Below are 25,729 nucleotides of genomic sequence, written 5' to 3' on the forward strand. Positions count from 1 at the left end.
GATTATACAGGCTTGTGCCCGTACATATTTTTCAGACAGCCTGTTATTTATTTCACCAACCTCCAGCCGCCTTCTTCGCGCAACAGGCGGATTTTGCCGTCGCGCGAGGCATAGCCGCCTTTTACGCTTTCCAAAATAGTGTTTTCCGGCACGCCGGAGGCGAACACTTCGGCGCGGGATTTGTCGTCCGACAGCAGCACATACACCGCCAGCGTGTCGTTATCGGGGTCGGCGAATTTGATGTCGGGGTTGTCGAACGGTTGGATACACTGCTGTTTCAACACCGACCAGCTTTGCCCTGCCGAAGCAATACAGCCGTGCGCATCGCGGTCGCCGCCGGTTACGGGAACGGTTTCAAACGGTGAAGAAGTGCAGGCCGCCAGTGCGGCGGCAAGCAGGGTGGGTGTGATTTTTTTCATGTGCGGCTTTCTTGATTCGGCTTGCTTTGTTCTCAACAATACTTTTTATATTCGATAACGAAGCAACTTAATAATCAAAGTACACGTGTCATACTCGTGCTTGACCCGAGTTATGACGGAACGGTTATTAAGTAAGTGGTCTTGCTATATACAGGCCGTCTGAAAATCTTTCAGACGGCCTGAAGTTTAACATTATCCGTTAGGGAAAGTCTTTCCGATATTGCACCATATCAGTTTGGCGCGCTATCTGATTATAGAGCGACTGCGCAGCCAGGTTATTTTTATCGGTAACCCAATATACGCGGTTAAACCCCTCCGCTTCGGCGAAACGGTAAACGGCCCCGATCAGGCTGCGCGCCGCACCCTGCCTGCGGCATCCCGCGTCAACAAACAAATCTTCGAGATAGCAGCATTTGCTGATATTCCAAGTGTTCGAGTGGATAACGATATGCGCGAACCCAACCAACCGGTTATCGGCATCGAATGCGCCGAAACCCTTTACATCGGCCGACCGCATGATGCTCTGCCATGTGTTGCGGGTGGTTTCTCCACTCAATACGGCACGGTAAAAATCGAGATAAGCCTGCCACAACGGCAGCCATGCGGTCTCATCATCGGGTGCGAGCAGGCGTACGGTAACAGACATTTTCTCTCCTGTTAGGTTGGGGCTGATCCGGCGGATTTTAACACCCAAAGCGGCAAACGGTTTACCTTGGCGGCGGATTCGGCCTACAATAGCGGCGTTTTCGTGCAATTTTTAAGAAAACCCGTTTTTCACATCATCAACACAGGAGCACTTCATTATGGCCGTTTTAGTTAGCAAACCCGCCCCGTTTTTCCATGATGCCGATAAAAAATTCTCTGCCGTTTTGGGCAACGGCGAAGTGGTGGACAACTTCAGCTTTGCCGAAGCCGCCAAAGGCAAATACGCCGTGGTGTTTTTCTATCCGCTGGACTTCACTTTCGTGTGCCCGTCTGAAATCATCGCCCACGACCACCGCGTGGAAGAGTTTAAAAAACGCAACGTCGAAGTGTTTTCCGTGTCGATTGACAGCCAGTTCACCCACGCCGCATGGCGCAACACGCCGGTAAACCAGGGCGGCATCGGCCCGGTGAAATTCACCATGGTGGCCGACGTGGCGCACGAGCTGGTGAAAGCCTACGATGTCGAAAGCGAAGGCGGCGTGGCTTTCCGCGGCTCGTTCTTAATCGACAAAAACGGCATCGTGCAGCACCAAGTAGTAAACAACCTGCCCTTGGGCCGCAATGTCGACGAAATGCTGCGTATGGTGGATGCGCTGCAATTTACCGAAGAGCACGGCGAAGTATGCCCCGCCGGCTGGAACAAAGGCGACAAAGGCATGAAAGCCGATGCGCAAGGCGTGGCCGCCTATTTGTCGGAAGCTGCCGACAAGCTGTAAACCGGCTTATCGAAAACGGGGCGAACCGTCAAGGTTTGCCCCGTTTGCTTTTGCGGGGGGAACGGGGTGATAACCCGTGCGCAATCCGCTTCGCTTAGGCGGATATAACGGCCATAAACTTTTATGATGTTTTTTGGGGTTTTACCGAAGACACCAGCCGGAGACCTTTGCAAAATTCTTTTCGAAACCTTGGTAGTCAGAAAGCGTTGCGGTATTTTTGGTTAAAATCCGCATCTGCGGCGTTAGGTAGCGTAGCGGACTTGCGAAGCTAAAATGCTCGCAAGGTGTTCAACCTTGCTGCGCCTTTTGCCTTGCATACGCGTTTTTTGCCTCAAAAAACGCTTGGTTGGTTAAATGTCGACAGCCCTTGGCATCTGAGGATTTTCCCTCAAAAAACCGCTTCGCAAGCTTTCTGACTACACTCCCTAAGCAACCATTCCGTCATGCTCGGGCTTGACCCGAGCATCTTTTTGTTTCAAAAGAAATAACAGATACCCGGGCCAAGCCCGGGTATGACGAAGCATAAATAAATTCAGTATGGAAACGTATTTTTGCAAAGATACCAGCCTGCCTTTATTCGGCCTTAAACACCGCCGTATCGGTTTTCGGCTGCTCCGCCGCCACGGCTGCGGCTTCACGCTCCACTTCCTGCGCTTCGGCGGCCAGGCGTTTTTTCTCGGTGAGGTAGGTGCTGATCTGATAAATCAGATCCTGCGTGCCTTCGTGGGTGAGCGCGCTGATTTTAAACAGGCGCGGGGTTTGCATATCGAAACCAAAACTGTCGTCGGGCTGCGGATGGTTCCAGCCGGTTTGCGCCAGAAACTCGGCGGCGCGAGCTTCGGCTTCTTCGGGCGGGAGCATATCGAGTTTGTTCAACACCAGCCAGCGCGGCTTATCGTATAGTTCTTCGTCGTATTTGCGCAATTCTTCAACCAGCGCCAGTGCTTCGGCGGCGGGGTTAACGTTTTCGTCGAACGGCGCCAAGTCCACCACATGCAGCAGCAGGCCGGTGCGTGAAAGGTGTTTCAGGAAGCGGTGCCCCAAACCCGCGCCTTCGGCGGCGCCTTCAATCAGGCCGGGAATGTCGGCCATCACGAAGCTGTGGTTTTCGTCCATACGCACCACGCCGAGGTTGGGGTGCAGGGTGGTGAAGGGGTAGTCGGCCACTTTGGGGCGGGCGGCGGACACGGCGCGGATCAGGGTGGATTTGCCGGCATTGGGCATACCGAGCAGGCCCACGTCGGCCAGCACTTTCAGCTCGAGCTGCAAGGTGCGCACTTCGCCCTCCTCGCCGGGCGTGGACTGTTTGGGGGCGCGGTTAACCGATGATTTGAAGTGGATGTTGCCCAAACCGCCTTTGCCGCCGCGCGCCACGCACACGCGCTGGCCGTGGTGGGTAAGGTCGGCCAGCAGTTCGCCGGTGTCGGTGTCACGGATCAGGGTGCCCACGGGCATATGCAGTTCGATGTCGTCGGCGCCTTTGCCGTAGCGGTCGGAACCGTGGCCTTTTTCGCCGTTTTTGGCCTGATAGCGTTTGACGAAACGGTATTCCACCAGTGTGTTGACGTTTTCGTCGGCCACGGCGAACACGCTGCCGCCTTTGCCGCCGTCGCCGCCGTCGGGGCCACCGCGCGGTACGAATTTTTCGCGGCGGAAGCTCACGGCTCCGTTGCCGCCTTTGCCTGCCACCACTTCGATTTTGGCTTCGTCGATAAATTTCATGATGCTGTTTTCTGTAAAAAGGTTTTCAGACGGCCTTATGCTTGTTGAGGCCGTCTGAAAAGAATATTAAACGGATGAATATTATAAAGGATACGCCGGCAGGCCGTCTGAAAGATTTTCCTGCACCTACCCCAAATCACGCTGCTTTTCGCTCAGCTTGCGGTGGATATTGCGGGCGATGGCCTGGCGGTCGGGGCCGGAGGGTACGGGGTCGAGAAAATACAGTTCGGCCACGCCGCCGGGCTGGCTGATAATCATGCGGATAGACTGTATCAGGCTGATGTCGCCGTAGTAGGCCATGGCTGGGTTGGGGCTGCTGCCGTCGGGGTTGGGGTAGCGGCACAGCACCGGTATCAGCGGCACGTCCGCTTCGTAGGCCGCCTGGAAAAAGCTGGTTTTAAACGGCAGGATTTCGCGGCCTTCGGTGCTGGTGCCTTCGGGGAACAGGGTAACGGTGTCGCCGTTTTTGAGGGCTTCGGTAACGTGGCGGATTTTTTCGCTGTTGCCTTCGGTGCCTTTGTTGCGGGTAACGTAAACGGTTTGCGCCTGCGTGGCCAGATAACCTACCACCGGCCATTTGGCCACGTCGTCTTTGGCAACGAAGCGCCCGGGGAAGGCGCCGTTAACGGCCATGATGTCGAGCCAGGAAATATGGTTGCTGATCATCATCTGCCCCCGCCCCGCTTCGGGCAGCCTGCCGTAGGTTTCGAGCTTCAGGCCGCAGGAGGCGAGCACGCGCAGCGACCATAGCTGTATGGCGCGCAGCTTGCGCTGTTTGCTGTAGAAGGGGAAAAGGAAAAACATTTCGGCCATGCCGTAGAGCAGGCAGATGCCGATGCAGAGCAGGCGGAAAACGGTGCGCAGGGTGGTCATGGTATGAGTAAAACAGATTTGTGTTGCGGTTTTGTTATCGGGGCCGTCTGAAAGGTTTCCGGCATGTGCAAGCAGCTGCGTTTCGCCGGCTCGGGCTTTCAGACGGCCTGTTTTTCAGATTTTAGGTGCGAAGCGTTGCAGGTAGCGGTCGTTGAGCCGGGTGATGTCCATCAGAATCAGCACGTCGGCGCAGTTGAAGGCTTCATCAACGCACGGTTCGCCGCAAAACCAGGCGCCGGCTTTGAGATAACCTTTAATCAGCGACGGGCATTCGGGATTGGCTGCGGGGGTGAGCTTATCCCATTTCAGCGGGTTGAGCGGACGCACGCGCCATTGCTCGGGCGCCAAGTGTTTTTCTTTCAGTACATGATACAGCCCGGCCGCTTCGTGGCCGCCGTCGGCGGTGCTGATGCTGCCGCAGCCGATCATAAAGCGCAGGTTTTCGTCGCGCATGAATTTCACAAGGCCCGACCACAGCAGCATAATCAGGCCGCCGTGGCGGTAGTCGGGGTGGATGCAGGCGCGGCCCAACTCTACGGTTTGCGGCAGAATATCGTGCAGCGGGGAGAGGTCAAATTCGTGTTCGCTATACCACGAGCCGACGGCGCGGGCGGCTTCTTCGGTAATCAGGCGGTAGCAGCCCACCACTTCGCCGGTGGCTTCGTCGAAAGCGAGCAGGTGGTGGCAGTGTTGGTCGTATTCGTCGGTATCCAAACCGTTGCTGCTTTGGATATCTGCACCCAACTCGCCGGCAAACACTTGGTAGCGCAAGCGTTGCGCGGCTTCGATTTCCTGCCGGTTTTCGGCCAGGCGCACGCTCAGGCCGATTTTGGGGCCGGTGGTGTTGAAACGGCTGGTTTGCGGCATAAAAAACCCGTGTATCAAAAATAAGGCGCAAAGTATAGCAGAGGGTATAAATTAAGTAACCGATTAATTTAGCTGACAGAAGCAGCTTAGGCCGTCTGAAAGCGGCGTTTTCAGACGGCCTGCCCGCTTTGATACGGCTGCGCAATCGGTTCATAATAACGGCTGCGATTGTGGCGGATACGCCCCACCCTATCCCTCAAACCGGCAGGCTCTTGGCTATGAACACCGATTTCACCACCCGTTACCGCATCTTGAAGCATAAAACCATTCATAAAATCCGGCAGACCCAGCGGCTGTCGCGCAAAACCGTTGCCTTCGCCTTTCTGCTGGCGGGCGCGGCACTGGTGGCGTTGGTGTCGCTGCTGTTCGCCCACATGGCCGACTTCGCGCTGGAGCAAAACGCGCTGCTGGTTAGAAAATACCCGTGGTTTGCCTGGGTGGCGCTGCCGCTGGGGCTGCCGCTGATTGTGTGGCTGACGCGCCGTTTTGCGCCCTATACGGCCGGCAGCGGCATCCCGCAGGTGCTGGCTTCGCTGTCGCTGCCCTACGGCGCGCAGAAACTGCGCCTGCTGACGCTGGGGCAGACCATGCTGAAAATCCCGTTTACCTTTTTGGGTATGCTGGCGGGCGCATCTATCGGTCGCGAAGGGCCGTCGGTGCAGGTGGGCGCAGCGGTGATGGCGGCATGGGGCGCGTGGTGTAAAAAACACAACCTGGCTTTTAAAGGCATGCAGGAAAACGATCTGATTGCCGCAGGCGCGGCGGGCGGCTTGGCCGCAGCGTTCAACGCGCCGCTGGCAGGCGTGGTGTTTGCCATCGAAGAATTGGGGCGCGGCGTGATGCTGCGCTGGGAGCGGCAGATTTTTATCGGCGTGCTGGCGGCCGGTTTCATCCAAGTGGCCATACAGGGCAACAACCCTTATTTTTCAGGCTTTCACGGCACGCAGCTCAACCATATGCTTGCCTGGGTGCTGCTATGCGGCTTGATTTGCGGCGTGGCGGGCGGCCTGTTTGCGCGGCTGCTCTATAAAGGCGCGGCGGCTTTTGCGCCCGAGCGGTGGCGTGGCCTGATACGCCGCCATCCCGTGCTCTTGGCCGCCATCATCGGCCTGCTTCTGGCCGCCATCGGCACGCTTTATCAGGGGCAGACCTTCGGCACGGGCTATCACGAAGCCTCCGGCGCACTGCGGCGCATGTATGAAGCTCCCGCCGGCGTGGCGCTGGCCAAATGGGCGGCCACCGTTCTTTCTTATTGGGCAGGCATTCCCGGCGGCATCTTCACCCCCTCGCTCACCGTCGGCGCCATGCTGGGCCAGCATATCGCCGACATCGCCGGCCTGCAAACCGGCATCAACGTGCTGGTGTTAATCTGCATGACCGCATTTCTGGCCGCCGCCACCCAATCTCCGCTCACCGCCAGCGTGGTGGTGATGGAAATGACAGGCGGACAGAATCTGTTGTTTTGGCTGCTGATTGGTGCTATTTTTGCATCTCAGGTGTCGCGCCAGTTTTCCCCCAAGCCGTTTTACCATGCGGCAGGCGCACGTTACCGGCAGCGTGTTCAGGAAGAAAACGCCGCCCAACAGGCTGTTTCCAAGGAGACCTTATAAATGGCAGTGAATTTAAAAGAAAAAAATGCGGAAGAATTGCTTACCATCGACGGCGTGCAGGTGTTCGTCGGGCAGGCGGGCGTGAAAAAACCCGACCACGACGACTTAACCCTGATTGTGCTCAACCGCAGCAACACCGTCGGCGCCGTGTTCACCCAAAACCGTTTCTGCGCCGCACCCGTTTATATCGCCAAAGAACACCTGGCCAACGAAAACGGCATCCGCGCGCTGGTTATCAACACCGGCAACGCCAACGCCGGCACCGGCGCGCAAGGCCGCGAAGACGCGCTGGCCGTGTGCCGCGCCGCCGCAGAACAAGTCGGCTGCGCACCCGAACAAGTGCTGCCGTTCTCCACCGGCGTGATTCTCGAACCGCTGCCCGCGCAGAAAATCACCGCCGCCCTGCCCGATGTGAAACCCGTGCACTGGGACCGCGCCGCCCGCGCCATCATGACCACCGACACCGTGCCCAAAGCCGCCAGCCGCGAAGGCAGGGTGGGCAACAGCCACACCGTGCGCGCCACCGGCATCGCCAAAGGCTCCGGCATGATCTGCCCCAACATGGCCACCATGCTCGGCTTCATCGTGTGCGACGCCAAAGTTTCCCAACCCGTTTTACAGATGCTCACGCAAGAAATAGCCGATTCATCGTTCAACGCCATCACCGTTGATGGCGACACCAGCACCAACGACAGCTTCGTGGTGGTGGCCACCGGCAAAAACGGCCAAAACGAAATCGACAACATCGCTGACCCGCGCTACGACCAACTGAAAGCCCTGCTCGCCGACCTCGCGCTCGAGCTGGCGCAGGCCATCGTGCGCGACGGCGAAGGCGCCACCAAATTCATCACCATTCGGGTGGAAAACGCCGCCAGCCGCGCCGAAGCCCGCCAAGTTGCCTATGCCGTCGCCCACTCGCCGCTGGTGAAAACCGCCTTTTTCGCCTCCGACCCCAACCTCGGCCGTCTGCTCGCCGCCATCGGCTATTCGGGGCTGGAAAACTTCGACACCGACAAAGTGCGCCTGTGGCTCGACGATGTTTTGGTTGCCGAAAATGGTGGCCGCGCCGCCGGCTACACCGAAGAGCAAGGCCAGGCCGTGATGAACCGTGCCGAAATCACCGTGCGCATCGACTTGCAGCGCGGCCGCGAACGCGCCACCGTTTACACCTGTGATTTGTCGCACGAATATGTGTCGATTAATGCCGACTACCGCAGTTGATACAAATTAAACCCATAGTGCCAAATGCTTGAAAGGCCGTCTGAAAAAGTTTTCAGACGGCCTATTTGTCATTTCCGGCCAATTATCGCATGGCTAACGCTCGTTCTGCCGATACCACTCGATAAACGCATCGGGCTTCACAAAGCCCAGCAGGGCTTCGCTGCGGCTGCCGTCGGCACGAACCACAAACACGCCGGGCGGGCCGAACAGGCCGTATTCTTTCAGCAGCGCCTGATGCTCGGGTGTGTTGGCGGTAACGTCGATTTGGAAAAAGCGTTCCATATCCACCGCTTCGTGCACCTGCGACTGGTTGAGCGTGTAGGCCGCCATTTCTTTGCACGAAATGCACCAGTCGGCATAAAAATCAAGCAGCACGGGCTTGGCGGGGTTTTGCTGCAAAGCCTGTTGCATGGCGGCTTTCAGTTGCGCCACATCGGTGTAAACCTGCCCGTGTGCGCTTTCCGTTCCGGCTGCGGGCGGAATCAGGGTGAGAAAATGGTGCAGCGCGGTGGTTTGCCGGTTGGCGCTCTGATAGGCGAACCACGAGCCGCCCACCAACAACAACGCCCCCAACAACACGCACACGCTTTTCAGACGGCCTGCCGTTTTCGGCACTTTGGCCAGCAGCAGGCCGGCGGGAATCACCATCAATAAAGTGTAAAGCGCGGCAACCAGCGGATAAGGCAGGAAAGGCGTGGCCAGATACACCGCCACCGCCAGCAGAATAAAGCCGAACGCATATTTGATGCCGTTCATCCACGCGCCCGCTTTCGGCAGAATATGGCCGCCGAACGTGCCCACGGCAACCAGCGGCACGCCCGTGCCGACGGCCAGCGCATACAGCGCCAAACCGCCGAGGGCGGCATCGCCGGTCTGGCCGATATAGCCCAGCGCGAACGCCAGCGGCGGCGCCACGCAGGGGCCGACGATCAGCGCGGAAAGCATACCCATCACAAACACCGAAGCGATTTTTCCGCCCGAAAGCTTGCTGCTTTGGTTTTGGAAATAGCCCTGTACCGAAGCGGGCAGCTGCACGGCAAACACGCCGAACATCGACAAGGCCAGCGCCACCATCACCGCCGCCGCCGCCAACACCACCCACGGCTGTTGCAGCCACACGGTCAGCAGCGCGCCCGTCAGCCCCGCAACCACGCCCACGGCGGTATAGGTGAGCGCCAAACCCTGCACATACACCATCGACAGCACAAACGCGCGGCCTTTGCCGGTGTTTTTATCGCCCACCACAATACCCGACACAATCGGCAGCAGCGGATACATACAGGCGGTAAAGCTCAAACCCAGGCCCGCGAGAAAAAACGCCAACAGGTTGGCGTTCAAATTATCCCAAGAAAGCTTGAAACCGCCCTCACCCGAACGTGCGGCCGGTTTGGCTGCCGGGCCGTCTGAAAGCGACGGTGCGGGCCGTAAAAAAGGATTGCCGCCGGTTGCCGCAGCGGGTTGGTACAACCCTTCGCCTTTAATCTCAAACGTGGTTTCGGTGGGCGGATAACACACGCCCACATCGGCGCAGCCCTGATAGCGCAAGGTTAATTTATAGTTTTGCACGGGTTTGGCATACGGCCAGTTGACTTGCGCCGCACGGTGGTAAACCGTTTGCCGGCCGAAAAACTCGTCTTCTTTTTCCTCGCCTTTGCTGAATTTCGGCGCCGACAACAGGCCGGCCGGGTTGGTGTCGGCCATCATTTTCGATTGGTAGAGGTAATAACCGTCGGCCACGGCAAACTGCACGTTGATGCCTTCTGCGGTGGCGTTCACCTGCGGCACAAACGCCTCTTCGGGCGGCAGCAGCTTGGAAGCGTCGATTTCCGCGTGCGCCGCGCCGCATAAAGAGAATAATGCAACCAGAAAATAAAGCAGTTTCTTCATCGTTTCACCTGTTCAGACGGCCTGAAAAATACACACTCTTTCAGACGGCCTCATTCCCCTTTTCCTTACACGCCGAAGGTTCAATGTTTCATCACCTGCTGCAAAAACTGCTTCGCACGCTCGTGTTTCGGGTTGGTGAAAAAGTCTTCGGGCGCGCCCTCTTCGATGATTTGGCCGTGATCGACGAAAATCACGCGGTCGGCCACTTCGCGGGCAAAGCCCATTTCGTGGGTAACGCACATCATGGTCATGCCGCTGTTGGCCAAATCTTTCATCACGCGCAGCACTTCGCCCACCATTTCGGGGTCGAGCGCCGAAGTCGGTTCGTCGAACAGCATCACGCGCGGCTCCATCGCCAGGCCGCGGGCAATCGCCACCCTCTGCTGCTGGCCGCCTGAAAGCTGGCCGGGCATGGCATCTTTTTTATGCGCCAAACCCACGCGCTCGAGCAGCTCCATCGCTTTTTTCTCGGCCTGCTCGCGGCTTTGCTTTTTCACTTTCATCGGCGAAAGAATGATGTTCTCAAGCACGCTCAAATGCGGATAGAGATTGAAACTCTGAAACACAAAGCCCACCTCTTCGCGCACTTTGTTCAAATCGGTTTTCGGGTCGGCCACGTTCATGCCGTCCACCCAGATTTCGCCGCTCTCAATGGTTTCGAGTTGGTTGACGGTGCGGATTAAGGTGGATTTGCCGCTACCCGAAGGGCCGCACACCACCACCACTTCACCCTGCTTCACTTCCAGATTCACGCCGTTAATCACGTGCAAATCTTTAAAGTGTTTGTGTACGTTTTTGAATTTGATCATTTTTTATTATCCTGTTTTCAGACGGCCTGTTTCACCAAATAATTGCTCAGTTTCACATACAGTTCCGGCCCGATATGTTCGGCCCTGTCTTGCGGGTTGATGCCCACAGCCTGCAAATCTTCATCGGCGGCAATGTCTTTCAGATTGTTGCGTATGGTTTTGCGGCGCTGGGCAAACGCCTGTTTGACCAGTTTGGCAAAATGCCCGAAATCTTGCGCCTCTCCGATCCGGTGTTTCGCCGGAATCATACGCACCACGGCGGAATCTACTTTCGGCGCAGGGTCGAACGATTCGGGCGGCACGTCGATTAAGGTTTCCATCTCGAAAAAGTATTGCAGCATCACGCTCAAGCGGCCGTAGTCGTTGGTTTTCGGCCGCGCCGTCATGCGCTCGACCACTTCTTTTTGCAGCATAAAGTGCATATCGGCCACATCGTCGGCCACTTCGCTCAGGCGGAACAGCAGCGGCGTGGAAATATTGTAGGGCAGGTTGCCGACGATTTTCTTTTTACCCGCCACGCTGTTGAAATCGAATTGCAGCACGTCGCCCTCGTGTATCACCAGTTTGTCGGCAAACGGCAGCGTTTTCAGACGGCCTACGATATCGCGGTCGATTTCGACCACATACAGTTTGTCGAGCTTTTCCGCCAACGGCCCGGTAATCGCCGCCAGCCCGGGGCCGATTTCAATCACCACATCGCCGGGCTGCGGGCGCACGGCGTTGACGATGTCGTTGATAATGCGTGTGTCCTGCAAAAAATTCTGCCCGAAACGCTTGCGGGCCTTGTGTTCTTTCATGCTGTTTCTTCAACTCGGTTTTAAGCGCGTATTGTAGCGCAAAACGGCATGCCGTGCGGCGGGAGGAATCTTTTTCAGACGGCTTGGTGCGCCGCCTCTCAACATCTGCCGCCGAAAGGTTTATGATGCAGCCGAAGCACCGCCCGATTAAACCGACGCGCACTTTTTGTGATGCGCCCACTCCCGCCAGGAAACCGCCATGGATTTATTCAACACCCGCAGCGTTACTTTCGACGACCCCATAGAAATGCTCTACGCCTGCCACGGCAAAGTGCGCAACTTCTGCAATCAGGTGCAGATGCTGCCCGGCTATATCGCCGCCAACGGGCGCAACGATGCGGTGTTGCAGGCCGTGAGGCAGATTAGCCAATATTTCAACACCGCCGCGCCGCTGCACCACCAAGACGAAGAAGAGGATTTGTTCCCGCTGCTGCTGCGCCATTTTCCGCACACCCGCAGCAGCATCGAAGCGCTGCAACGCCAGCACGAAAGCCTGCACGCCAACTGGGCGGCGGTAGCGCGCGAATTCGCCGAACTCTCGGCCGACCCCGCCTACCGCCTGCAAGCCGACGTGCTCCAACGCTTCTGCGCCGGCTACGATGCCCATCTGGCCTTGGAAGAGCCTTTGTTTGAAACCGGCAGAAACCTGCCCGCGCAAGCGCTGGCCGAAGCCGGAAAAAACATGGCAGCGCGCAGAAGAGTTTGAGGCTTGCGCATTTCAGGCCGAAACCTTTGAGAAAACACTGCAAGGCCGTCTGAAATGCTTAAATAAATACCGTTATACCCGAATACCGTCATACCCGACTTGACCCGAGTATCTGCTATTTCTTTTGAAACAAAAAGATACTCGGGTCAAGCCCGAGTATGACGCATATATTTTTGATAACGTTTTTTTGATTTTTGCAAAAGCTTTTCAGGCCGGATAGCCCGCACCCAAAACGCGCGGCCCGCGTGCGCCTGTTGCGCGGTAAGGATTGCCGTGCAGGCGGTTTACCCAGGCCGCGGCGAGCCAACCGAAGGCGGCGGCTTCCACCCATTGCGGGTCGAGATTGAGCGCGGCGGTGCTGTGCAGGTTAACGCCTCCGGCGGCAAAGCGTTTGTTCAGGCTTTCCATCAGCGCCGTATTGCGGATACCGCCGCCGCACACATAAATATTACGGGCGGCGGGTGCGGCGGCGGTTACGGCGTCGTAAATGCTTTGCGCGGTAAATTCGAGCAGGGTTTTCAGCACATCGTGCGGGTTGAGGCCGTCTGAAAGCTGCGGCAGCAGCCACGGCAGGGAAAACAGCTCGCGGCCGGTGCTCTTGGGATACGGCCGGGCAAGATAGGGGTGCGCCAGCCATTGCGCGAGCAAATCGGGCAACACCTTGCCTTCTGCGGCTTTGGCACCGTTTTCGTCGTAAGGCTGCTGCCAGACATGGTGCACCCACGCATCCATCAGCATATTGCCGGGGCCGGTGTCGAAACCGTAGGCCGCTTCGCCGGGCGGCAGCACGCTGATGTTGGCGATGCCGCCGATGTTGAGCACCACGCGCGTTTCGTGCGGGCTGCCGAACAGGGCTTCGTGAAACGCGGGCACCAGCGGCGCACCCTGCCCGCCTGCCGCCAAGTCGCGGCTGCGGAAGTCGCCCACGGTTAAAATGCCGCTTGTTTCGGCCACCAGCGCCAAATCGGCAAGCTGTATGCTGTAACCGCTTTCGGGGGCGTGGCGGACGGTTTGGCCGTGGCAGCCGACGGCGGTGATATCTTGCGGGGCGAGACGCTCGTTTTGTAATAAAGCTGTAACAATCTGTGCATATAATCCGCCGAGTTCTTGCGCCAGCAGCATACTGCGGTGCAATTCGTTGAAGCCCGTGTTCTGCAAATCGATCAGTTCGCTTTTCAAACGGTCCGTATAAGGCAGGAAGGCATGGGCTTCGGCAGCCAGCCAGCGCCCGCCCGCCATACGCACCAGCACGGCATCCACGCCGTCCATGCTGGTGCCGGACATCAAGCCGATATAAAGTTGTTCGTTCATGGTTTTGAGGCCGTCTGAAAAAGCTGCAATTGTAACCGATTTGACTGCCGCCGATAAAATGCCGGTATAAAACACCGGCCAAGTATTTCATGACGCAATGCGGCAATAGCTTTATAATAAACGTTAAGAACGTAAAAGTTGCCGCCCCGCGGCGTTATTTTTTATCAACGGGCACGCCTGCGGCGCAACGTCCTGCATTCCTTTTTTATAACCCGAGGTTCACACCGAAATGAACTCATCCTCCATACAAAAAATCAACTTTGCTTTTGCCGCCCTGCTGATCGGCATGGTCGGCTATTTTATTTTCTGGGGCTTGGGCTACACCAACCACAACCACACCATGCTGTTTCTGCTGGCCACGCTGTTCGGCGTGTTTATGGCCTTCAATATCGGCGGTAACGACGTGGCCAACTCGTTCGGCACCAGCGTGGGCGCCGGCACGCTCACCATTCCGCAGGCGCTGCTGATTGCCGCCATTTTCGAGGTGAGCGGCGCGGTGATTGCCGGCGGCGAAGTAACCGACACCATCCGCAAAGGCATTGTTGATCTGAACGAGATGCACCTCGAGCCGATGCAGTTTGTTTATATCATGATGTCGGCGCTGTTGGCCGCCGCCCTGTGGCTGCTGTTCGCCACCAAAAAAGGCTTTCCCGTGTCCACCACCCACGCCATTATCGGCGGCATCGTCGGCAGCGCGCTGTGCTTGGGCATGATCAGCGGCGACGGCAATACGTTTTCTTTAATCCAATGGGGCAACTTGGGTGAAATCGCCGTTTCGTGGGTGCTCTCGCCCGTGCTCGGCGGCTTGGTTTCCTATATTCTGTTTTCACAGATTAAAAAGCACGTTTTAGACTACAATACCTCAGCCGAAGAAAGCCTGAAAGCCATCAAACAGGAAAAGAAAGCCTTTAAAGAACAGCACCGCCTATACTTTGAAGGCCTCGACGAATCCGCCAAAATCGAATGTGCCTCTGCCATGGCCCGTGATGCGCAGATTTACGGCGAAACCGATTTAGACCCCTCCGAGCTGGAATCTTCCTACTATAAAGGCTTATACGATATCGATCACCGCAAAAGCGGCATCGACGCCTACAAAGCCCTGCATTCCTGGGTGCCGATCATCGCCTCTCTAGGCGGCATGATGATCGCCGCCATGCTGATTTTCAAAGGTTTGAAAAACCTGCATCTGGGCATGAGCAATGTGAGCAGCTACCTCACCATCTTCATGATCGGCGCCGCCATCTGGATGGCCACGTTCATCTACGCCAAAACCCTCAAACGCAAAGATTTGGGCAAATCCACTTTCTTGATGTTCAGCTGGATGCAGGTGTTTACCGCCGCCGGTTTCGCCTTCAGCCACGGCGCCAACGATATTGCCAACGCCATCGGCCCGTTTGCCGCGATTATGGATGTTTTGCGTACCGGCGACATCGGCACCCAAGCCCCCGTGCCGCCCGTTGCCATGCTCACTTTCGGTATCGCCCTGATTGTCGGCCTGTGGTTTATCGGCAAAGAAGTGATTCAAACCGTGGGCACCAGCCTGGCCGAAATGCACCCTTCTTCAGGCTTTGCCGCCGAGCTGGCCGCCGCTTCGGTGGTGATGCTGGCTTCGCTGATGGGCCTGCCCGTATCCAGCACCCACATTTTGGTCGGCGCCGTTTTGGGTATCGGCCTGGTGAACCGCAACGCCAACTGGGCGCTGATGAAACCCATCGGCCTGGCTTGGGTGATCACCCTGCCCGCCGCCGCCGTGTTGTCGGTAGTGTGCTTCCTGATTCTGCGCACCTTGTTCTGATTTCCGGCGCAAACAAAAAACCGCGTAACTTTATGTTTGAAGTTACGCGGTTTTTTATTGCCGGTTAGCGGGTTATACTATGATGCAGCCCCAGGAAACAAAACGGTTCGCAGCATTATTTATCGGGCAAACCGTTTGCTGCGGCTTCCTGCAAACGTTGCTCGAAGTTGGCCAAGTCCACGCCCGCCTGCTTGGCCGCGGCAACGGCTTCCGCCACCGGCAAACCGTTTTGCACTTGATGGTAGGCCCACAGCAAAGCGCTGCGCGTGCCTGTGCGGCAATATGCCAAAACCGGTTTTTCGGCTTGGTTCAGCAACGCTTGAAAACGGGCGGTGTCCTGCCCGCTGATTGCGGGCGCAACCACGGGCTGGTGCACCGTATTCTCAATACCGGCCTCGGCCAGCCATTGTTGCACTTGGTTAAAGGCGGGTTGGTCGTCGGCTTCGCCGTCGGGGCGGTTGCAGATCACGCTGCGTATGCCCAATGCCGCCGCATCGGCCGCATCGGCTTGGGTGAGTTGGGGGGCGATATACAGCCCTTCGGCCAGTTTGCAGATATTCATCGGTTGCTCCTTTTCAAATCTTCTCAATCTGTTTTTTAGTGGCTTAAATTTCAACCACTATATTTTCAGACGGCCAAATGCTTTCGCAAGCCGTTCATGCCGTCTGAAAACCGCTTACCATTCCGCCGCTACACACCCAACCACTGCGCCAGCAAACTGCGGTCGGCGATATGCAGAATGGCCGTATCGGCCTCCGCCGCCTGCACGGTTAAATCGGTTTCATGCAACACGCCGTGGCGGAAATAGTGAATATGCACGGTTTCACCTATATCGAACTGCGCCCACTGCTTCTCGAAGGCTGTGCAGGCAAAGCCGTTTAGGGCGATGATTTTGTCTTTCGGACACAACGCGGCCTGCTCGGCGCTGCCGCCGTTGAACACATGGGTTAAGGTAATGCCGTCGTTATCCTGCTTGAAACGTGCGCCCAAATCGCTTGCCGGCTGCATCACTTCTCCGCCGCCCAAGCCGCCGCCGTGGCTGCGCGGCGCAGCCAGCCATTCCAACCTCACGCCCGCAAACTCCAAGCTGCTTTGCAGGGGAAGGTCGTCGGTGGAATATAGGGCCGTCTGAAAAAAACTGTTCAAGTCCAAGCCGGTGATTTCTTGGCAATATGCCTGCCATTGCCGCTCCTCGATGCCTTTGCCGTTTTCGCGCCAGTTGCGGTAGAGTGTCTGCATCACCGTGTCCAAACTGTGTTTGCCCGCGCTTTTGCTGCGAATCTGCAAATCCAGGCACAGCGCCGCCAACGCGCCTTTCTGATAATAGCTCACGATGGCGTTGGGGCTGTTTTCGTCTTGCTTGTAAAACTTGTTCCACGCGGTAAAACTTGATTGCGCCAAAGTCTGTTTCAGACGGCCTTTACCCTGCTGTACGCGGGTGATGCCCTGCGCCAGCAGTTTCAAATAGGCTTCCGGCGCAATCACGCCGCTGCGGGCTAAAAACAGATCGTCGTAATAAGACGTAATGCCCTCAAACGCCCATAACTGCTCGGTATAGCTTTCGCTGTCCAAGCGGTAAGGCTCAAACGCGGCGGGCTTGATGGATTTTACGTTCCACGCATGGAAATACTCATGGCCGAACAGCCCCAGCAGCTGGATATAGGCATCGTCCGGCCCGCCCATACCGTGTGCAGGCAGGCTGTTGCGGTCGGCCAAAAGCGCCGTGCTGCTGATGTGCTCCAAACCGCCGTAAATGTTATCGCCCACATGCAGCAGAAACAGATATTCTTGAAACGGTGCCGCGCCGGCAAACATTTCCAACTCGGCCGCACATATTTTCTGCACGTCGCCGAGCAAACGGCCGCGGTCGAAATCACGGTAATGCCCGCTCAAAACGATGCGGTGCGGAATACCGCAAGCCTCGAAGTGCAAGGTTTCAAACACACCCAGCTCAAACGGATAATCGATTAGTTCGGCATAAGAGGCCGTCTGAAAAGTATGCCCGCCCGCAGCCGGCATTGTTGTGGCAATCTGCCAGCTTTCGGGCAATTGCGGAAAAGTAATCTGATGTAGCCGGTTTTCGTATCCTTCCACCCGGAGCAACAGGCAGGCACCGTCGAAAAATCCGCGCTCCGCGCTCAAAAACGAACCGCGCACGGATAAGTCAAACGCATAAACAGTGTAGTGAATTTGCCACTTCCCGCCTTGGTTTTCAACCGTCCATTCGTTTTTCGACACCTGTTCCAACACAACCGGCCGGCCATTGCAACTGGCCTCGATACCGATGATGTGGCGCGAAAAATCCCGAATCAGATAACTGCCCGGAACCCAATTGGGCAGCTTGATTTGTAAAGGACGGTTATCTTTTGAATAAAAACTCAGACAAACGCGCCACAAATGGGCGGCTGGTTCGGGGGTGAGGGTGTATTGGATCATGGCATTACCGGCACGGTTAAAGTTTGTATGGCTGATTGAGTAAATTTGACTTATGTCAAGAAACTTTATGTAGTGAATCTATAATCTAACAAAATATGGCCGAAATCAACCCGCCCCGCTCGGTAAAAATTGCGGTTTTATGCCGATTCGGCTTGGTACGGCACGGGTTTTGATTTAGAATGCACGGGTTAAGCTGCCGTAAATTGCCTATCCGCGCAACAACTCGGTGTTAAATTAAGAAAAATCGGGTGTATCTTTGGTGTGTTTCAGCAAGCCGGAGCAAACCGATAAGTGTAAATTGCCATGTTTAATGGAGACCCTTATGGAAACGCAAACATATAACTACAAGGTGGTGCGCCAATTTGCCATCATGACTGTAGTTTGGGGTATCGTGGGCATGCTGGTGGGGGTGATTATCGCCGCCCAGCTGTTCCTGCCCGCCCTCAACCTTGCAGACATCGGACCTTGGTTCCACTTCGGCCGCCTGCGCCCGCTGCACACCAATGCGGTGATTTTCGCTTTCGGCGGCTGCGGCTTGTTCGCCACATCATATTACGTGGTGCAGCGCACCTGCAACGTGCGCCTGTTCGGCGGCAAATGGCTGCCTGCCTTCACCTTCTGGGGCTGGCAGCTGGTTATCGTTTTGGCTGTCTTCACCCTACCACTGGGCTATACCCAGGGTAAGGAATATGCCGAATTGGAATGGCCGATCGATATCCTGATTGCGCTGGTATGGGTTGCCTACGCCATCGTGTTCTTCGGCACCATCGCCACCCGGAAAATCAAACACATCTATGTGGCCAACTGGTTCTATGGTGCATTTATCTTGGCCGTGGCGTTGCTGCACATCGTTAACAGTCTGGCCATTCCCGCCGGCGCCATGAAGTCTTATTCGCTTTACTCGGGCGCCATCGACGCCATGGTTCAATGGTGGTACGGCCACAACGCCGTGGGCTTCTTCCTGACCGCCGCTTTCTTGGGCATGATGTACTACTTCGTACCCAAACAAGCCGGCCGCCCGGTTTACTCTTACCGTTTGTCTGTCGTGCACTTCTGGGCACTGATTTTCACCTATATGTGGGCAGGCCCCCACCACCTGCACTACACCGCACTGCCCGACTGGACCCAATCTTTGGGTATGGTGCTGTCATTGATTCTGTTCGCACCTTCATGGGGCGGTATGATTAACGGCATCATGACCTTATCCGGCGCATGGCACAAACTGCGCACCGATCCGATTTTGAAATTCTTGGTGGTTTCCCTCTCTTTCTACGGCATGTCCACTTTCGAAGGCCCGATGATGTCGATTAAAACCGTCAACGCATTGAGCCACTACACCGACTGGACCGTGGGCCACGTTCACTCAGGCGCTTTGGGCTGGGTAGGCTTCGTTACCATCGGCGCGATCTACTACCTGATTCCGCGCTTGTTCGGCCAAAAAGAAATGTACAGCACCAAACTGATCGAAGCGCACTTCTGGATTGCCACCATCGGCGTTGTGTTATACATCGCCTCCATGTGGATTTCCGGCGTGATGCAGGGCCTGATGTGGGGCGCGTTGAACGATGACGGCACACTCACCTACTCTTTCGTTGAATCGGTTAAACGCAGTATGCCTTTCTATATGATTCGCTTTACCGGCGGCCTGCTGTATTTGAGCGGCATGGTAATCATGGCCTACAATGTTTACCGCACCGTTATCGGCGGCAAGCCCGTTGATGCCGAAATTCCTGCCGTTTCTCAAGCGCAACACCACTAAGATAAAAGAAAGACAGGCTACCAAAATGAAATTACAACAATTAGTCGAAGAAAAAGTCGGCGTGTTGATTGTTTTTACCTTCGTGGTGATCAGCATCGGCCTTTTGATTGAGATTGTGCCGTTGTTCTTTACCAAGTCGGTAACAGAGCCGATTAAAGGCGTTAAGCCCTACTCCGCCCTGCAAGTTGCCGGACGTGATATCTATGTTCGCGAAGGCTGCTACAACTGCCACTCCCAAATGATCCGCCCGTTCCGTGCGGAAACCGAACGTTACGGCCACTACTCCGTAGGCGGCGAATCCGTTTATGACCGCCCGTTCCAATGGGGCTCCAAACGCACCGGCCCCGACTTGGCCCGCGTGGGCGGCCGCTATTCAGACGAATGGCACCGCCTCCACCTGCTGAATCCGCGCGATGTGGTGCCCGAGTCCAACATGCCCGCTTTCCCGTGGCTGGCGCGTAACAAAGTCGATGCCGAAGCAACCGTACAACATATGAAAGCGCTGCGCGCAATCGGCACACCTTACAGCGACGAAGAAATCGCAAAAGCACCCGAAGAACTGGCCAACAAATCAGAATTGGATGCTGTGATTGCTTACCTGCAAGGCTTGGGTTTGGCACTGAAAAACGTAAGGTAACATCATGGATATAAACTGGGCGCGCTCGCTCTTTACCGTATGGGTGTTCGTCAGCTTCATGTTGGTTCTGTATATCGTGCTGCACAAACGCAATAAGCGCAATTACGATGATGCCGCCAACAGCATCATGGAAGACAACGATACCCCCGATAATGAAAAAAGCGGGCGTTAACCCGGTTTCCCGTGACAACGGAGCAAATAATGAACACAACTTCCCAATTTACCAGCAATTTCTGGAACATATACATTGCCGTTATCGTATTGCTCAGCTTCATCGGCTTGATTTGGCTTCTGCTTTCCCAAAACAAAGTCAAAGCACCGCCCAAAGGCGAAGACGTTAAAACCATGGGGCACTCATGGGACGGCATCGAAGAATACAACAACCCCCTGCCCCGCTGGTGGTTTTGGCTCTATATCGCCACTTGGATTTTCGGCGCAGCCTATCTGTTTTTATACCCGGGCCTGGGTGACTACAAAGGCTACCTGAACTGGAGCAGCACCAACCAATACGAAAAAGAAGTTCAAAAAGCAGACGAACAATATGGCAAACTGTATGCCAAGTTTGCCAATATGCCGATTGAACAAGTAGCCAAAGACCCGCAAGCCCAACGCATCGGTAAAAATCTGTTCGATACCTACTGCATCCAATGCCACGGCTCCGATGCCAAAGGTTCCAAAGGCTTCCCCAACCTCACCGACCACGACTGGTTGTGGGGCGGCGAGCCTGCCAAAATCCAGGAAACCATTCAAAAAGGCCGTATCGGTACCATGGCCGCTTGGGGCCCTGCTTTAGGTGAGGAGCGCGTAAAAGACGTTGCCAACTATGTGATGTCGCTCTCCAAGGGCAAAGACCAATACGACGAAACCCGTGCCGAGCGCGGCAAACTGCTGTTTAACGGCCCGCCTGCCAACTGCTTCACCTGCCACGGCGATAAAGGCCAAGGTATCCAAGGCTTAGGCCCGAACCTGACCGACAACACCTGGTTATGGGGCGGCACCCAAAAAGCCATTATCGAAACCATCACCAACGGCCGCCACAACCAAATGCCCGCTTGGGACAGTTTCTTGGATAAAGACAAACTGCACATCATGACCGCCTATGTATGGGGTTTGTCTAACAAAGACGGCAAAGCACCGGCCAAACCCGCAGAAGCTGCTCCCGCTGCTGCGTCTGCCAGCGCAACTCCGGCTTCCGAACCGGCAGCTTCCGCAGCACCTGCTGCCTCTGCTTCTACGGAACCTGCCGCCGATAAGGCCGATGTAACTTACGACACCCAATCCGGCACACCCGTCGGCACTTTCTACTTTGCCACCGGTAAAAGCGAAGTGGCCGACAACGCAGCCGCCATCCTGACCGATCTGATTAAAGCCGGCAAAGACGGCAAAAAACTGGTTGTCAGCGGCTACACCGACAGCACCGGCAATGCAGCCGCCAATGAAAAACTGTCGAAAGCACGCGCCCAAGCAGTAGAAGCTTTCTTAAAGTCGCAGGGCGTTGATGCCAAAAACATCGAATTACGCAAACCGGAAAATACTACAGCAGCCCAAGGCAACAACGCCGCAGGCCGCCGTGTAGAAGTGAAGGTTGAAGGCTGATTGCCATCCGTTACAAAAGCCCTGAGATTTTCTCAGGGCTTTTTTATATATATCCGGAAACTTTTACAAAATTTGCTCAGGCCGTCTGAACCATATTTTTCAGACGGCCTGCTTGATGGTTAAACCATTAACGCGTTACCGGTTTATATCGGATACGTTTCGGTTTCGCTCCCTCTTCACCTAAGCGGCGTTTCTTATCGGCTTCGTATTCCTGATAGTTGCCGTCGAAGAACACCCATTTACTGTCGCCTTCGCACGCCAGAATATGGGTGGCGATGCGGTCGAGGAACCAGCGGTCGTGCGAAATCACCATCACGCTGCCGGCAAATTCCAACAAAGCATCCTCCAGCGCACGCAGGGTTTCCACATCCAAATCGTTTGACGGTTCGTCCAACAGCAACACATTACCGCCGGAGAGCAGGGTTTTGGCCAAGTGCAGACGGCCGCGCTCACCGCCGGATAAGTTGCCGGCGATTTTGCTCTGGTCGCTGCCTTTGAAGTTGAAACGGCCCAAGTATTGGCGCGCGGGGATTTCAAACTGGCCGACTTGCAAAATATCGCGCCCTTCGGCGATGTTGTCGAACACGGTTTTATCGTTTTGCAAACCGTCGCGGCTTTGGTCGATCAGGCTCATTTTCACGGTCTGGCCGATTTTCACTTCGCCACTGTCGGGTTGCTCTTTGCCGGCAATCATTTTAAACAAAGTGGATTTACCCGCGCCGTTGGGGCCGATGATGCCGACAATCGCGCCGGGCGGCACTTTGAAGCTCAAATCGTCGATCAGCACTTTGTCGCCAAATGATTTGGAAACATTCACAAATTCAATCACTTCGTTACCCAACCGCTCGGCCACCGGAATAAAGATTTCCTGTGTTTCATTGCGCTTTTGGTATTCGTAATTGCTCATCTCTTCAAAACGCGCCAAACGCGCTTTGGATTTGGCTTGGCGGCCTTTGGCGTTTTGGCGCACCCATTCCAGCTCCTGCTTCATCGCCTTGATGCGTGCGGCTTCGGATTTGGCTTCATTGGCCAAACGCTGCTCTTTCTGCTCCAACCATGAAGAGTAATTGCCTTTCCACGGAATGCCGTGGCCGCGGTCAAGCTCCAAAATCCATTCGGCGGCATTATCCAAGAAATAACGGTCGTGCGTTACCGCCACCACGGTACCGGGAAAACGCACCAAAAACTGCTCCAGCCATTCCACCGATTCTGCATCCAAGTGGTTGGTCGGCTCGTCCAACAGCAGCATATCGGGTTTGCTCAACAACAGTTTGCACAAGGCCACGCGGCGTTTTTCACCACCCGATAACACGCCGATTTTGGTATCCCAATCGGGCAGGCGCAGCGCGTCGGCGGCGATTTCCAGTTCATGTTCCGCCCCTCCGCCGCTAGACGAACCTGCCGCAATAATCGCCTCCAAACGGCCTTGCTCTTCGGCCAGCACATCGAAATCGGCATCGGGATCGGCATAGGCGGCATACACTTCTTCCAAGCGTTTCTGCGCCGCCACCACTTCACCCAAACCGCTTTCCACTTCTTCGCGCACGGTTTTTTCGGGATCTAATTCCGGCTCTTGCGGCAGATAGCCGATTTTGATGCCGCTCATCGGCACCGCTTCGCCTTCGAACTCTTTGTCCACACCCGCCATAATGCGCAATACGGTGGACTTTCCCGCACCGTTCAAACCCAACAAGCCGATTTTGGCGCCGGGGAAAAACGACAGGGAAATATCTTTGATAATGGTTTTCTGCGGCGGCACCACTTTGCTCACGCGCAGCATGGAATAAACGTATTGGCTCATAGCAATCTCTTAAATTTCAAGCATGGATAAATATAACTTCACACAGCCTAATAGGCCGCCTGAAAACTGTCATTAAAAATTTGCACACATTTTAACCGAACAAATCTTTTTGAAAAACAATGTACGGTAGCTAAATAATACATATTTCTCATGAATCTCCCGCTTATACATGCAGCTGTTGATTAGCAGTATTAATCTTAAGTATCTTTGAAGATTACTATTTTTCATAAATTTAACGTGCAGCCGTCCGAAGGCGGCTAGCCAATCTCTTGGATTGGATGTTGCATCGAAATTTGTTTCACCACACAGCTGCCCGAGGGCGGCTGACGAATCCGTAACCGACCGCTGCGTCCGCGCCCATGTTTCAACACACAGCCGCCTGAAGGCGGCTGGTCACGCTGTCAACGGTGGCGGCTTCGTTGGCCGGTTTCAACACACAGCCGCCTGAAGGCGGCTGGCCAAGTTCATCGATGCAGAAATCGTTGTTTGGCTGTTTCAACACACAGCCGCCTGAAGGCGGCTGGGATGGGATTTTTCACTTGAGCGGATATAGTGCGGGGTTTCAACACACAGCCGCCCGAAGGCGGCTGACGAGGGCGGCACCAATTGCCGTACCAATACCCGGTTTCAACACACAGCCGCCCGAAGGCGGCTGAGCATCCAATTCAGCAGTATTAATGGCTTCTTTTTATTTCAACACACAGCCGCCCGAAGGCGGCTGACAGATAAGCGGCGGTATTTTATAACAAACGGAGTGTTTCAACACACAGCCGCCCGAAGGCGGCTGAGTGCGCGGCGGCGCAGGCGGCGGGCGTGTTGATGTGTTTCAACACACAGCCGCCCGAAGGCGGCTGATTAGCCGCGCCGTTTGGGTTGGATGTGGTGCTGGTTTCAACACACAGCCGCCCGAAGGCGGCTGACGCGTCGGAATACCACCCGCAGGCCGTGATTGGCGTTTCAACACACAGCCGCCCGAAGGCGGCTGACTGGGCTTGATTCGGTTCAAAACGCACTCAAGGGCGGTTTCAACACACAGCCGCCCGAAGGCGGCTGAACGGCCTGAAAGAGATTCCGGGCGGCGACAACACAGTTTCAACACACAGCCGCCCGAAGGCGGCTGATTCCAAATAGCGCGGCTCCGGCAGTTCCGGCAAGCGGTTTCAACACACAGCCGCCCGAAGGCGGCTGATTTTACGAAGCCAACGAAACAGAAATGTTGGCTGGTTTCAACACACAGCCGCCCGAAGGCGGCTGACTGAAATTGCCGCTGGCCGTTATTTTGGACATGGCCGTTTCAACACACAGCCGCCCGAAGGCGGCTGAGCCGTCTGAAGCTCGGGAAAGGGCAAACCCTGCCGTTTCAACACACAGCCGCCCGAAGGCGGCTGAGCTTTGGTAGCAAACGGGCGCAGCCAAATCGAAATGGTTTCAACACACAGCCGCCCGAAGGCGGCTGACCCACATTTCAAACCTCCTTTACAGCGTTATAGGCGTTTCAACACACAGCCGCCCGAAGGCGGCTGAACCGTTTGATGTGCTGACCGATTCGGGCGCGTATTGTTTCAACACACAGCCGCCCGAAGGCGGCTGAGGTGTGGATATTTCAATGCTCTTGTCCGGCGTTTGTTTCAACACACAGCCGCCCGAAGGCGGCTGATTTACTGATGGAGATGATGGGGGAGTAGGCTTTGTTTCAACACACAGCCGCCCGAAGGCGGCTGAGCCAACAATGACAGGTCATTGTATTTTTGGCCATTGTTTCAACACACAGCCGCCCGAAGGCGGCTGATTGCGCTTGTGTAATTACGGGCTGCAATGGCAGCGTTTCAACACACAGCCGCCCGAAGGCGGCTGACCCTGTATGACGGTGTAAGGCAAGTAAAAACCTATGTGTAGGAAATGGTCGGGTTGTTTACACAACAGGTTGAGAAAAATAAGCCTGTAAAACCTCAAAAGGGGTGTCGCCTTTCAGGCTCTTGTGGGGCTTGACGGTGTTATAAAAGTTAACAAAACGACATAACTCTTTTTGCCGGTGTGCCGAATCCTTAAACGGATGCTTGTC

Annotated in this window: 22 protein-coding genes and 1 CRISPR repeat array; of the genes, 9 read left to right on the plus strand and 13 right to left on the minus strand. The window is 55.7% G+C overall.

Features of this window, described 5'->3' with window-relative positions; all coding sequences use genetic code 11:
• Positions 1-47 precede the first annotated feature (47 nt).
• Together NQ012_RS08000 and NQ012_RS08005 are read right to left on the minus strand one after the other, a co-directional pair.
• Positions 48-419, minus strand: a complete 372-nt coding sequence (locus NQ012_RS08000) for a hypothetical protein (protein WP_257067073.1) — start codon at positions 417-419, stop codon at positions 48-50.
• Between the two features lie 199 nt (positions 420-618).
• Positions 619-1,065 (minus strand): GNAT family N-acetyltransferase, encoded by a 447-nt coding sequence (locus NQ012_RS08005; RefSeq protein ID WP_257067074.1) that lies wholly within the window; start codon positions 1,063-1,065, stop codon positions 619-621.
• Between the two features lie 157 nt (positions 1,066-1,222).
• Between NQ012_RS08005 and NQ012_RS08010 the strand changes: the two genes are divergently transcribed.
• A complete protein-coding gene (locus tag NQ012_RS08010) occupies positions 1,223-1,840 on the plus strand; it encodes a peroxiredoxin (protein WP_257067075.1) in 618 nt (205 codons plus the stop codon).
• A gap of 573 nt (positions 1,841-2,413) precedes the next feature.
• On the opposite strand, the gene obgE is transcribed toward NQ012_RS08010, so the two are convergent.
• The 3 genes from obgE to NQ012_RS08025 form a co-directional block, all read right to left on the minus strand.
• Positions 2,414-3,562, minus strand: coding sequence for a GTPase ObgE (obgE, locus tag NQ012_RS08015; RefSeq protein ID WP_257067076.1), 1,149 nt, complete (start codon positions 3,560-3,562; stop codon positions 2,414-2,416).
• Between the two features lie 126 nt (positions 3,563-3,688).
• Positions 3,689-4,435, minus strand: a complete 747-nt coding sequence (locus NQ012_RS08020; protein ID WP_257067077.1) for a lysophospholipid acyltransferase family protein — start codon at positions 4,433-4,435, stop codon at positions 3,689-3,691.
• A 114-nt stretch (positions 4,436-4,549) separates the two neighbouring features.
• Positions 4,550-5,302, minus strand: coding sequence for a GNAT family N-acetyltransferase (locus NQ012_RS08025; RefSeq protein ID WP_257067078.1), 753 nt, complete (start codon positions 5,300-5,302; stop codon positions 4,550-4,552).
• A 218-nt stretch (positions 5,303-5,520) separates the two neighbouring features.
• Between NQ012_RS08025 and NQ012_RS08030 the strand changes: the two genes are divergently transcribed.
• The gene (locus NQ012_RS08030) at positions 5,521-6,912 is read left to right on the plus strand and encodes a chloride channel protein (protein ID WP_257067079.1); all 1,392 of its coding nucleotides are present in this window, start codon (positions 5,521-5,523) and stop codon (positions 6,910-6,912) included.
• The gene (argJ, locus tag NQ012_RS08035; RefSeq protein WP_257067080.1) at positions 6,913-8,133 is read left to right on the plus strand and encodes a bifunctional glutamate N-acetyltransferase/amino-acid acetyltransferase ArgJ; all 1,221 of its coding nucleotides are present in this window, start codon (positions 6,913-6,915) and stop codon (positions 8,131-8,133) included.
• Between the two features lie 93 nt (positions 8,134-8,226).
• Here argJ and dsbD read toward each other — a convergent pair whose 3' ends face one another.
• The 3 genes from dsbD to rsmA all read right to left on the minus strand — a co-directional run bounded on the left by dsbD (position 8,227) and on the right by rsmA (position 11,626).
• Positions 8,227-10,020 (minus strand): protein-disulfide reductase DsbD, encoded by a 1,794-nt coding sequence (gene dsbD, locus NQ012_RS08040; protein WP_257067081.1) that lies wholly within the window; start codon positions 10,018-10,020, stop codon positions 8,227-8,229.
• Positions 10,021-10,100: 80 nt separating this feature from the next.
• A complete protein-coding gene (locus tag NQ012_RS08045) occupies positions 10,101-10,829 on the minus strand; it encodes an amino acid ABC transporter ATP-binding protein (protein ID WP_257067082.1) in 729 nt (242 codons plus the stop codon).
• Between the two features lie 17 nt (positions 10,830-10,846).
• Complete coding sequence (rsmA, locus tag NQ012_RS08050) at positions 10,847-11,626, minus strand: 16S rRNA (adenine(1518)-N(6)/adenine(1519)-N(6))-dimethyltransferase RsmA (protein ID WP_257067083.1); 780 nt, start codon at positions 11,624-11,626, stop codon at positions 10,847-10,849.
• A gap of 199 nt (positions 11,627-11,825) precedes the next feature.
• On the opposite strand from rsmA, the gene NQ012_RS08055 reads away from it, so the two are divergent.
• Positions 11,826-12,332: a hemerythrin domain-containing protein gene (locus tag NQ012_RS08055; protein WP_257067084.1), complete on the plus strand. Its 507-nt coding sequence runs from the start codon at positions 11,826-11,828 to the stop codon at positions 12,330-12,332.
• A gap of 207 nt (positions 12,333-12,539) precedes the next feature.
• Here NQ012_RS08055 and NQ012_RS08060 read toward each other — a convergent pair whose 3' ends face one another.
• Entirely contained in the window at positions 12,540-13,643 is a 1,104-nt protein-coding gene (locus NQ012_RS08060) for an anhydro-N-acetylmuramic acid kinase (RefSeq protein WP_257067085.1), read from the minus strand.
• A 229-nt stretch (positions 13,644-13,872) separates the two neighbouring features.
• On the opposite strand from NQ012_RS08060, the gene NQ012_RS08065 reads away from it, so the two are divergent.
• Positions 13,873-15,438, plus strand: coding sequence for an inorganic phosphate transporter (locus NQ012_RS08065; RefSeq protein WP_257067086.1), 1,566 nt, complete (start codon positions 13,873-13,875; stop codon positions 15,436-15,438).
• A gap of 115 nt (positions 15,439-15,553) precedes the next feature.
• Here the strand turns inward: NQ012_RS08065 and NQ012_RS08070 are convergent, their stop codons facing one another.
• Both NQ012_RS08070 and NQ012_RS08075 read right to left on the minus strand, forming a co-directional pair.
• The gene (locus tag NQ012_RS08070; protein ID WP_257067087.1) at positions 15,554-16,000 is read right to left on the minus strand and encodes a TIGR01244 family sulfur transferase; all 447 of its coding nucleotides are present in this window, start codon (positions 15,998-16,000) and stop codon (positions 15,554-15,556) included.
• Between the two features lie 128 nt (positions 16,001-16,128).
• The gene (locus tag NQ012_RS08075; protein WP_257067088.1) at positions 16,129-17,874 is read right to left on the minus strand and encodes a M61 family metallopeptidase; all 1,746 of its coding nucleotides are present in this window, start codon (positions 17,872-17,874) and stop codon (positions 16,129-16,131) included.
• Between the two features lie 322 nt (positions 17,875-18,196).
• On the opposite strand from NQ012_RS08075, the gene ccoN reads away from it, so the two are divergent.
• From ccoN to ccoP, 4 genes are read left to right on the plus strand one after another with little or no spacing between them, the layout of a single operon-like run.
• A complete protein-coding gene (gene ccoN, locus NQ012_RS08080; RefSeq protein ID WP_257067089.1) occupies positions 18,197-19,633 on the plus strand; it encodes a cytochrome-c oxidase, cbb3-type subunit I in 1,437 nt (478 codons plus the stop codon).
• Positions 19,634-19,658: 25 nt separating this feature from the next.
• Complete coding sequence (ccoO, locus tag NQ012_RS08085; protein WP_257067090.1) at positions 19,659-20,270, plus strand: cytochrome-c oxidase, cbb3-type subunit II; 612 nt, start codon at positions 19,659-19,661, stop codon at positions 20,268-20,270.
• A 4-nt stretch (positions 20,271-20,274) separates the two neighbouring features.
• On the plus strand, positions 20,275-20,442 hold the full coding sequence (locus tag NQ012_RS08090; protein WP_257067091.1) for a cbb3-type cytochrome oxidase subunit 3: 168 nt from the start codon (positions 20,275-20,277) through the stop codon (positions 20,440-20,442).
• Between the two features lie 29 nt (positions 20,443-20,471).
• The gene (gene ccoP / locus NQ012_RS08095; protein ID WP_257067092.1) at positions 20,472-21,866 is read left to right on the plus strand and encodes a cytochrome-c oxidase, cbb3-type subunit III; all 1,395 of its coding nucleotides are present in this window, start codon (positions 20,472-20,474) and stop codon (positions 21,864-21,866) included.
• A 127-nt stretch (positions 21,867-21,993) separates the two neighbouring features.
• Here the strand turns inward: ccoP and ettA are convergent, their stop codons facing one another.
• Positions 21,994-23,667 (minus strand): energy-dependent translational throttle protein EttA, encoded by a 1,674-nt coding sequence (gene ettA / locus NQ012_RS08100; RefSeq protein ID WP_257067094.1) that lies wholly within the window; start codon positions 23,665-23,667, stop codon positions 21,994-21,996.
• Positions 23,668-23,962: 295 nt separating this feature from the next.
• Positions 23,963-25,522: a CRISPR direct-repeat array (repeat unit 32 nt; unit sequence GTTTCAACACACAGCCGCCCGAAGGCGGCTGA).
• A 57-nt stretch (positions 25,523-25,579) separates the two neighbouring features.
• Positions 25,580-25,729 (minus strand): integrase core domain-containing protein (locus tag NQ012_RS13065; protein WP_257065795.1); only part of this gene is annotated, 150 nt, incomplete at its 5' end.

It is taken from the genome of Neisseria dentiae (assembly GCF_024580525.1).
GTDB classification, from domain to species: domain Bacteria; phylum Pseudomonadota; class Gammaproteobacteria; order Burkholderiales; family Neisseriaceae; genus Neisseria; species Neisseria dentiae_A.

Excerpts from the sequence above, each read along its gene's own strand:
- NQ012_RS08000 (WP_257067073.1), bottom strand. The coding sequence starts at position 419 with ATGAAAAAAATCACACCCACCCTGCTTGCCGCCGCACTGGCGGCCTGC.
- NQ012_RS08005 (WP_257067074.1), bottom strand. The coding sequence starts at position 1,065 with ATGTCTGTTACCGTACGCCTGCTCGCACCCGATGATGAGACCGCATGG.
- NQ012_RS08010 (WP_257067075.1), top strand. The coding sequence starts at position 1,223 with ATGGCCGTTTTAGTTAGCAAACCCGCCCCGTTTTTCCATGATGCCGAT.
- obgE (WP_257067076.1), bottom strand. The coding sequence starts at position 3,562 with ATGAAATTTATCGACGAAGCCAAAATCGAAGTGGTGGCAGGCAAAGGC.
- NQ012_RS08020 (WP_257067077.1), bottom strand. The coding sequence starts at position 4,435 with ATGACCACCCTGCGCACCGTTTTCCGCCTGCTCTGCATCGGCATCTGC.
- NQ012_RS08025 (WP_257067078.1), bottom strand. The coding sequence starts at position 5,302 with ATGCCGCAAACCAGCCGTTTCAACACCACCGGCCCCAAAATCGGCCTG.
- NQ012_RS08030 (WP_257067079.1), top strand. The coding sequence starts at position 5,521 with ATGAACACCGATTTCACCACCCGTTACCGCATCTTGAAGCATAAAACC.
- argJ (WP_257067080.1), top strand. The coding sequence starts at position 6,913 with ATGGCAGTGAATTTAAAAGAAAAAAATGCGGAAGAATTGCTTACCATC.
- dsbD (WP_257067081.1), bottom strand. The coding sequence starts at position 10,020 with ATGAAGAAACTGCTTTATTTTCTGGTTGCATTATTCTCTTTATGCGGC.
- NQ012_RS08045 (WP_257067082.1), bottom strand. The coding sequence starts at position 10,829 with ATGATCAAATTCAAAAACGTACACAAACACTTTAAAGATTTGCACGTG.
- rsmA (WP_257067083.1), bottom strand. The coding sequence starts at position 11,626 with ATGAAAGAACACAAGGCCCGCAAGCGTTTCGGGCAGAATTTTTTGCAG.
- NQ012_RS08055 (WP_257067084.1), top strand. The coding sequence starts at position 11,826 with ATGGATTTATTCAACACCCGCAGCGTTACTTTCGACGACCCCATAGAA.
- NQ012_RS08060 (WP_257067085.1), bottom strand. The coding sequence starts at position 13,643 with ATGAACGAACAACTTTATATCGGCTTGATGTCCGGCACCAGCATGGAC.
- NQ012_RS08065 (WP_257067086.1), top strand. The coding sequence starts at position 13,873 with ATGAACTCATCCTCCATACAAAAAATCAACTTTGCTTTTGCCGCCCTG.
- NQ012_RS08070 (WP_257067087.1), bottom strand. The coding sequence starts at position 16,000 with ATGAATATCTGCAAACTGGCCGAAGGGCTGTATATCGCCCCCCAACTC.
- NQ012_RS08075 (WP_257067088.1), bottom strand. The coding sequence starts at position 17,874 with ATGATCCAATACACCCTCACCCCCGAACCAGCCGCCCATTTGTGGCGC.
- ccoN (WP_257067089.1), top strand. The coding sequence starts at position 18,197 with ATGGAAACGCAAACATATAACTACAAGGTGGTGCGCCAATTTGCCATC.
- ccoO (WP_257067090.1), top strand. The coding sequence starts at position 19,659 with ATGAAATTACAACAATTAGTCGAAGAAAAAGTCGGCGTGTTGATTGTT.
- NQ012_RS08090 (WP_257067091.1), top strand. The coding sequence starts at position 20,275 with ATGGATATAAACTGGGCGCGCTCGCTCTTTACCGTATGGGTGTTCGTC.
- ccoP (WP_257067092.1), top strand. The coding sequence starts at position 20,472 with ATGAACACAACTTCCCAATTTACCAGCAATTTCTGGAACATATACATT.
- ettA (WP_257067094.1), bottom strand. The coding sequence starts at position 23,667 with ATGAGCCAATACGTTTATTCCATGCTGCGCGTGAGCAAAGTGGTGCCG.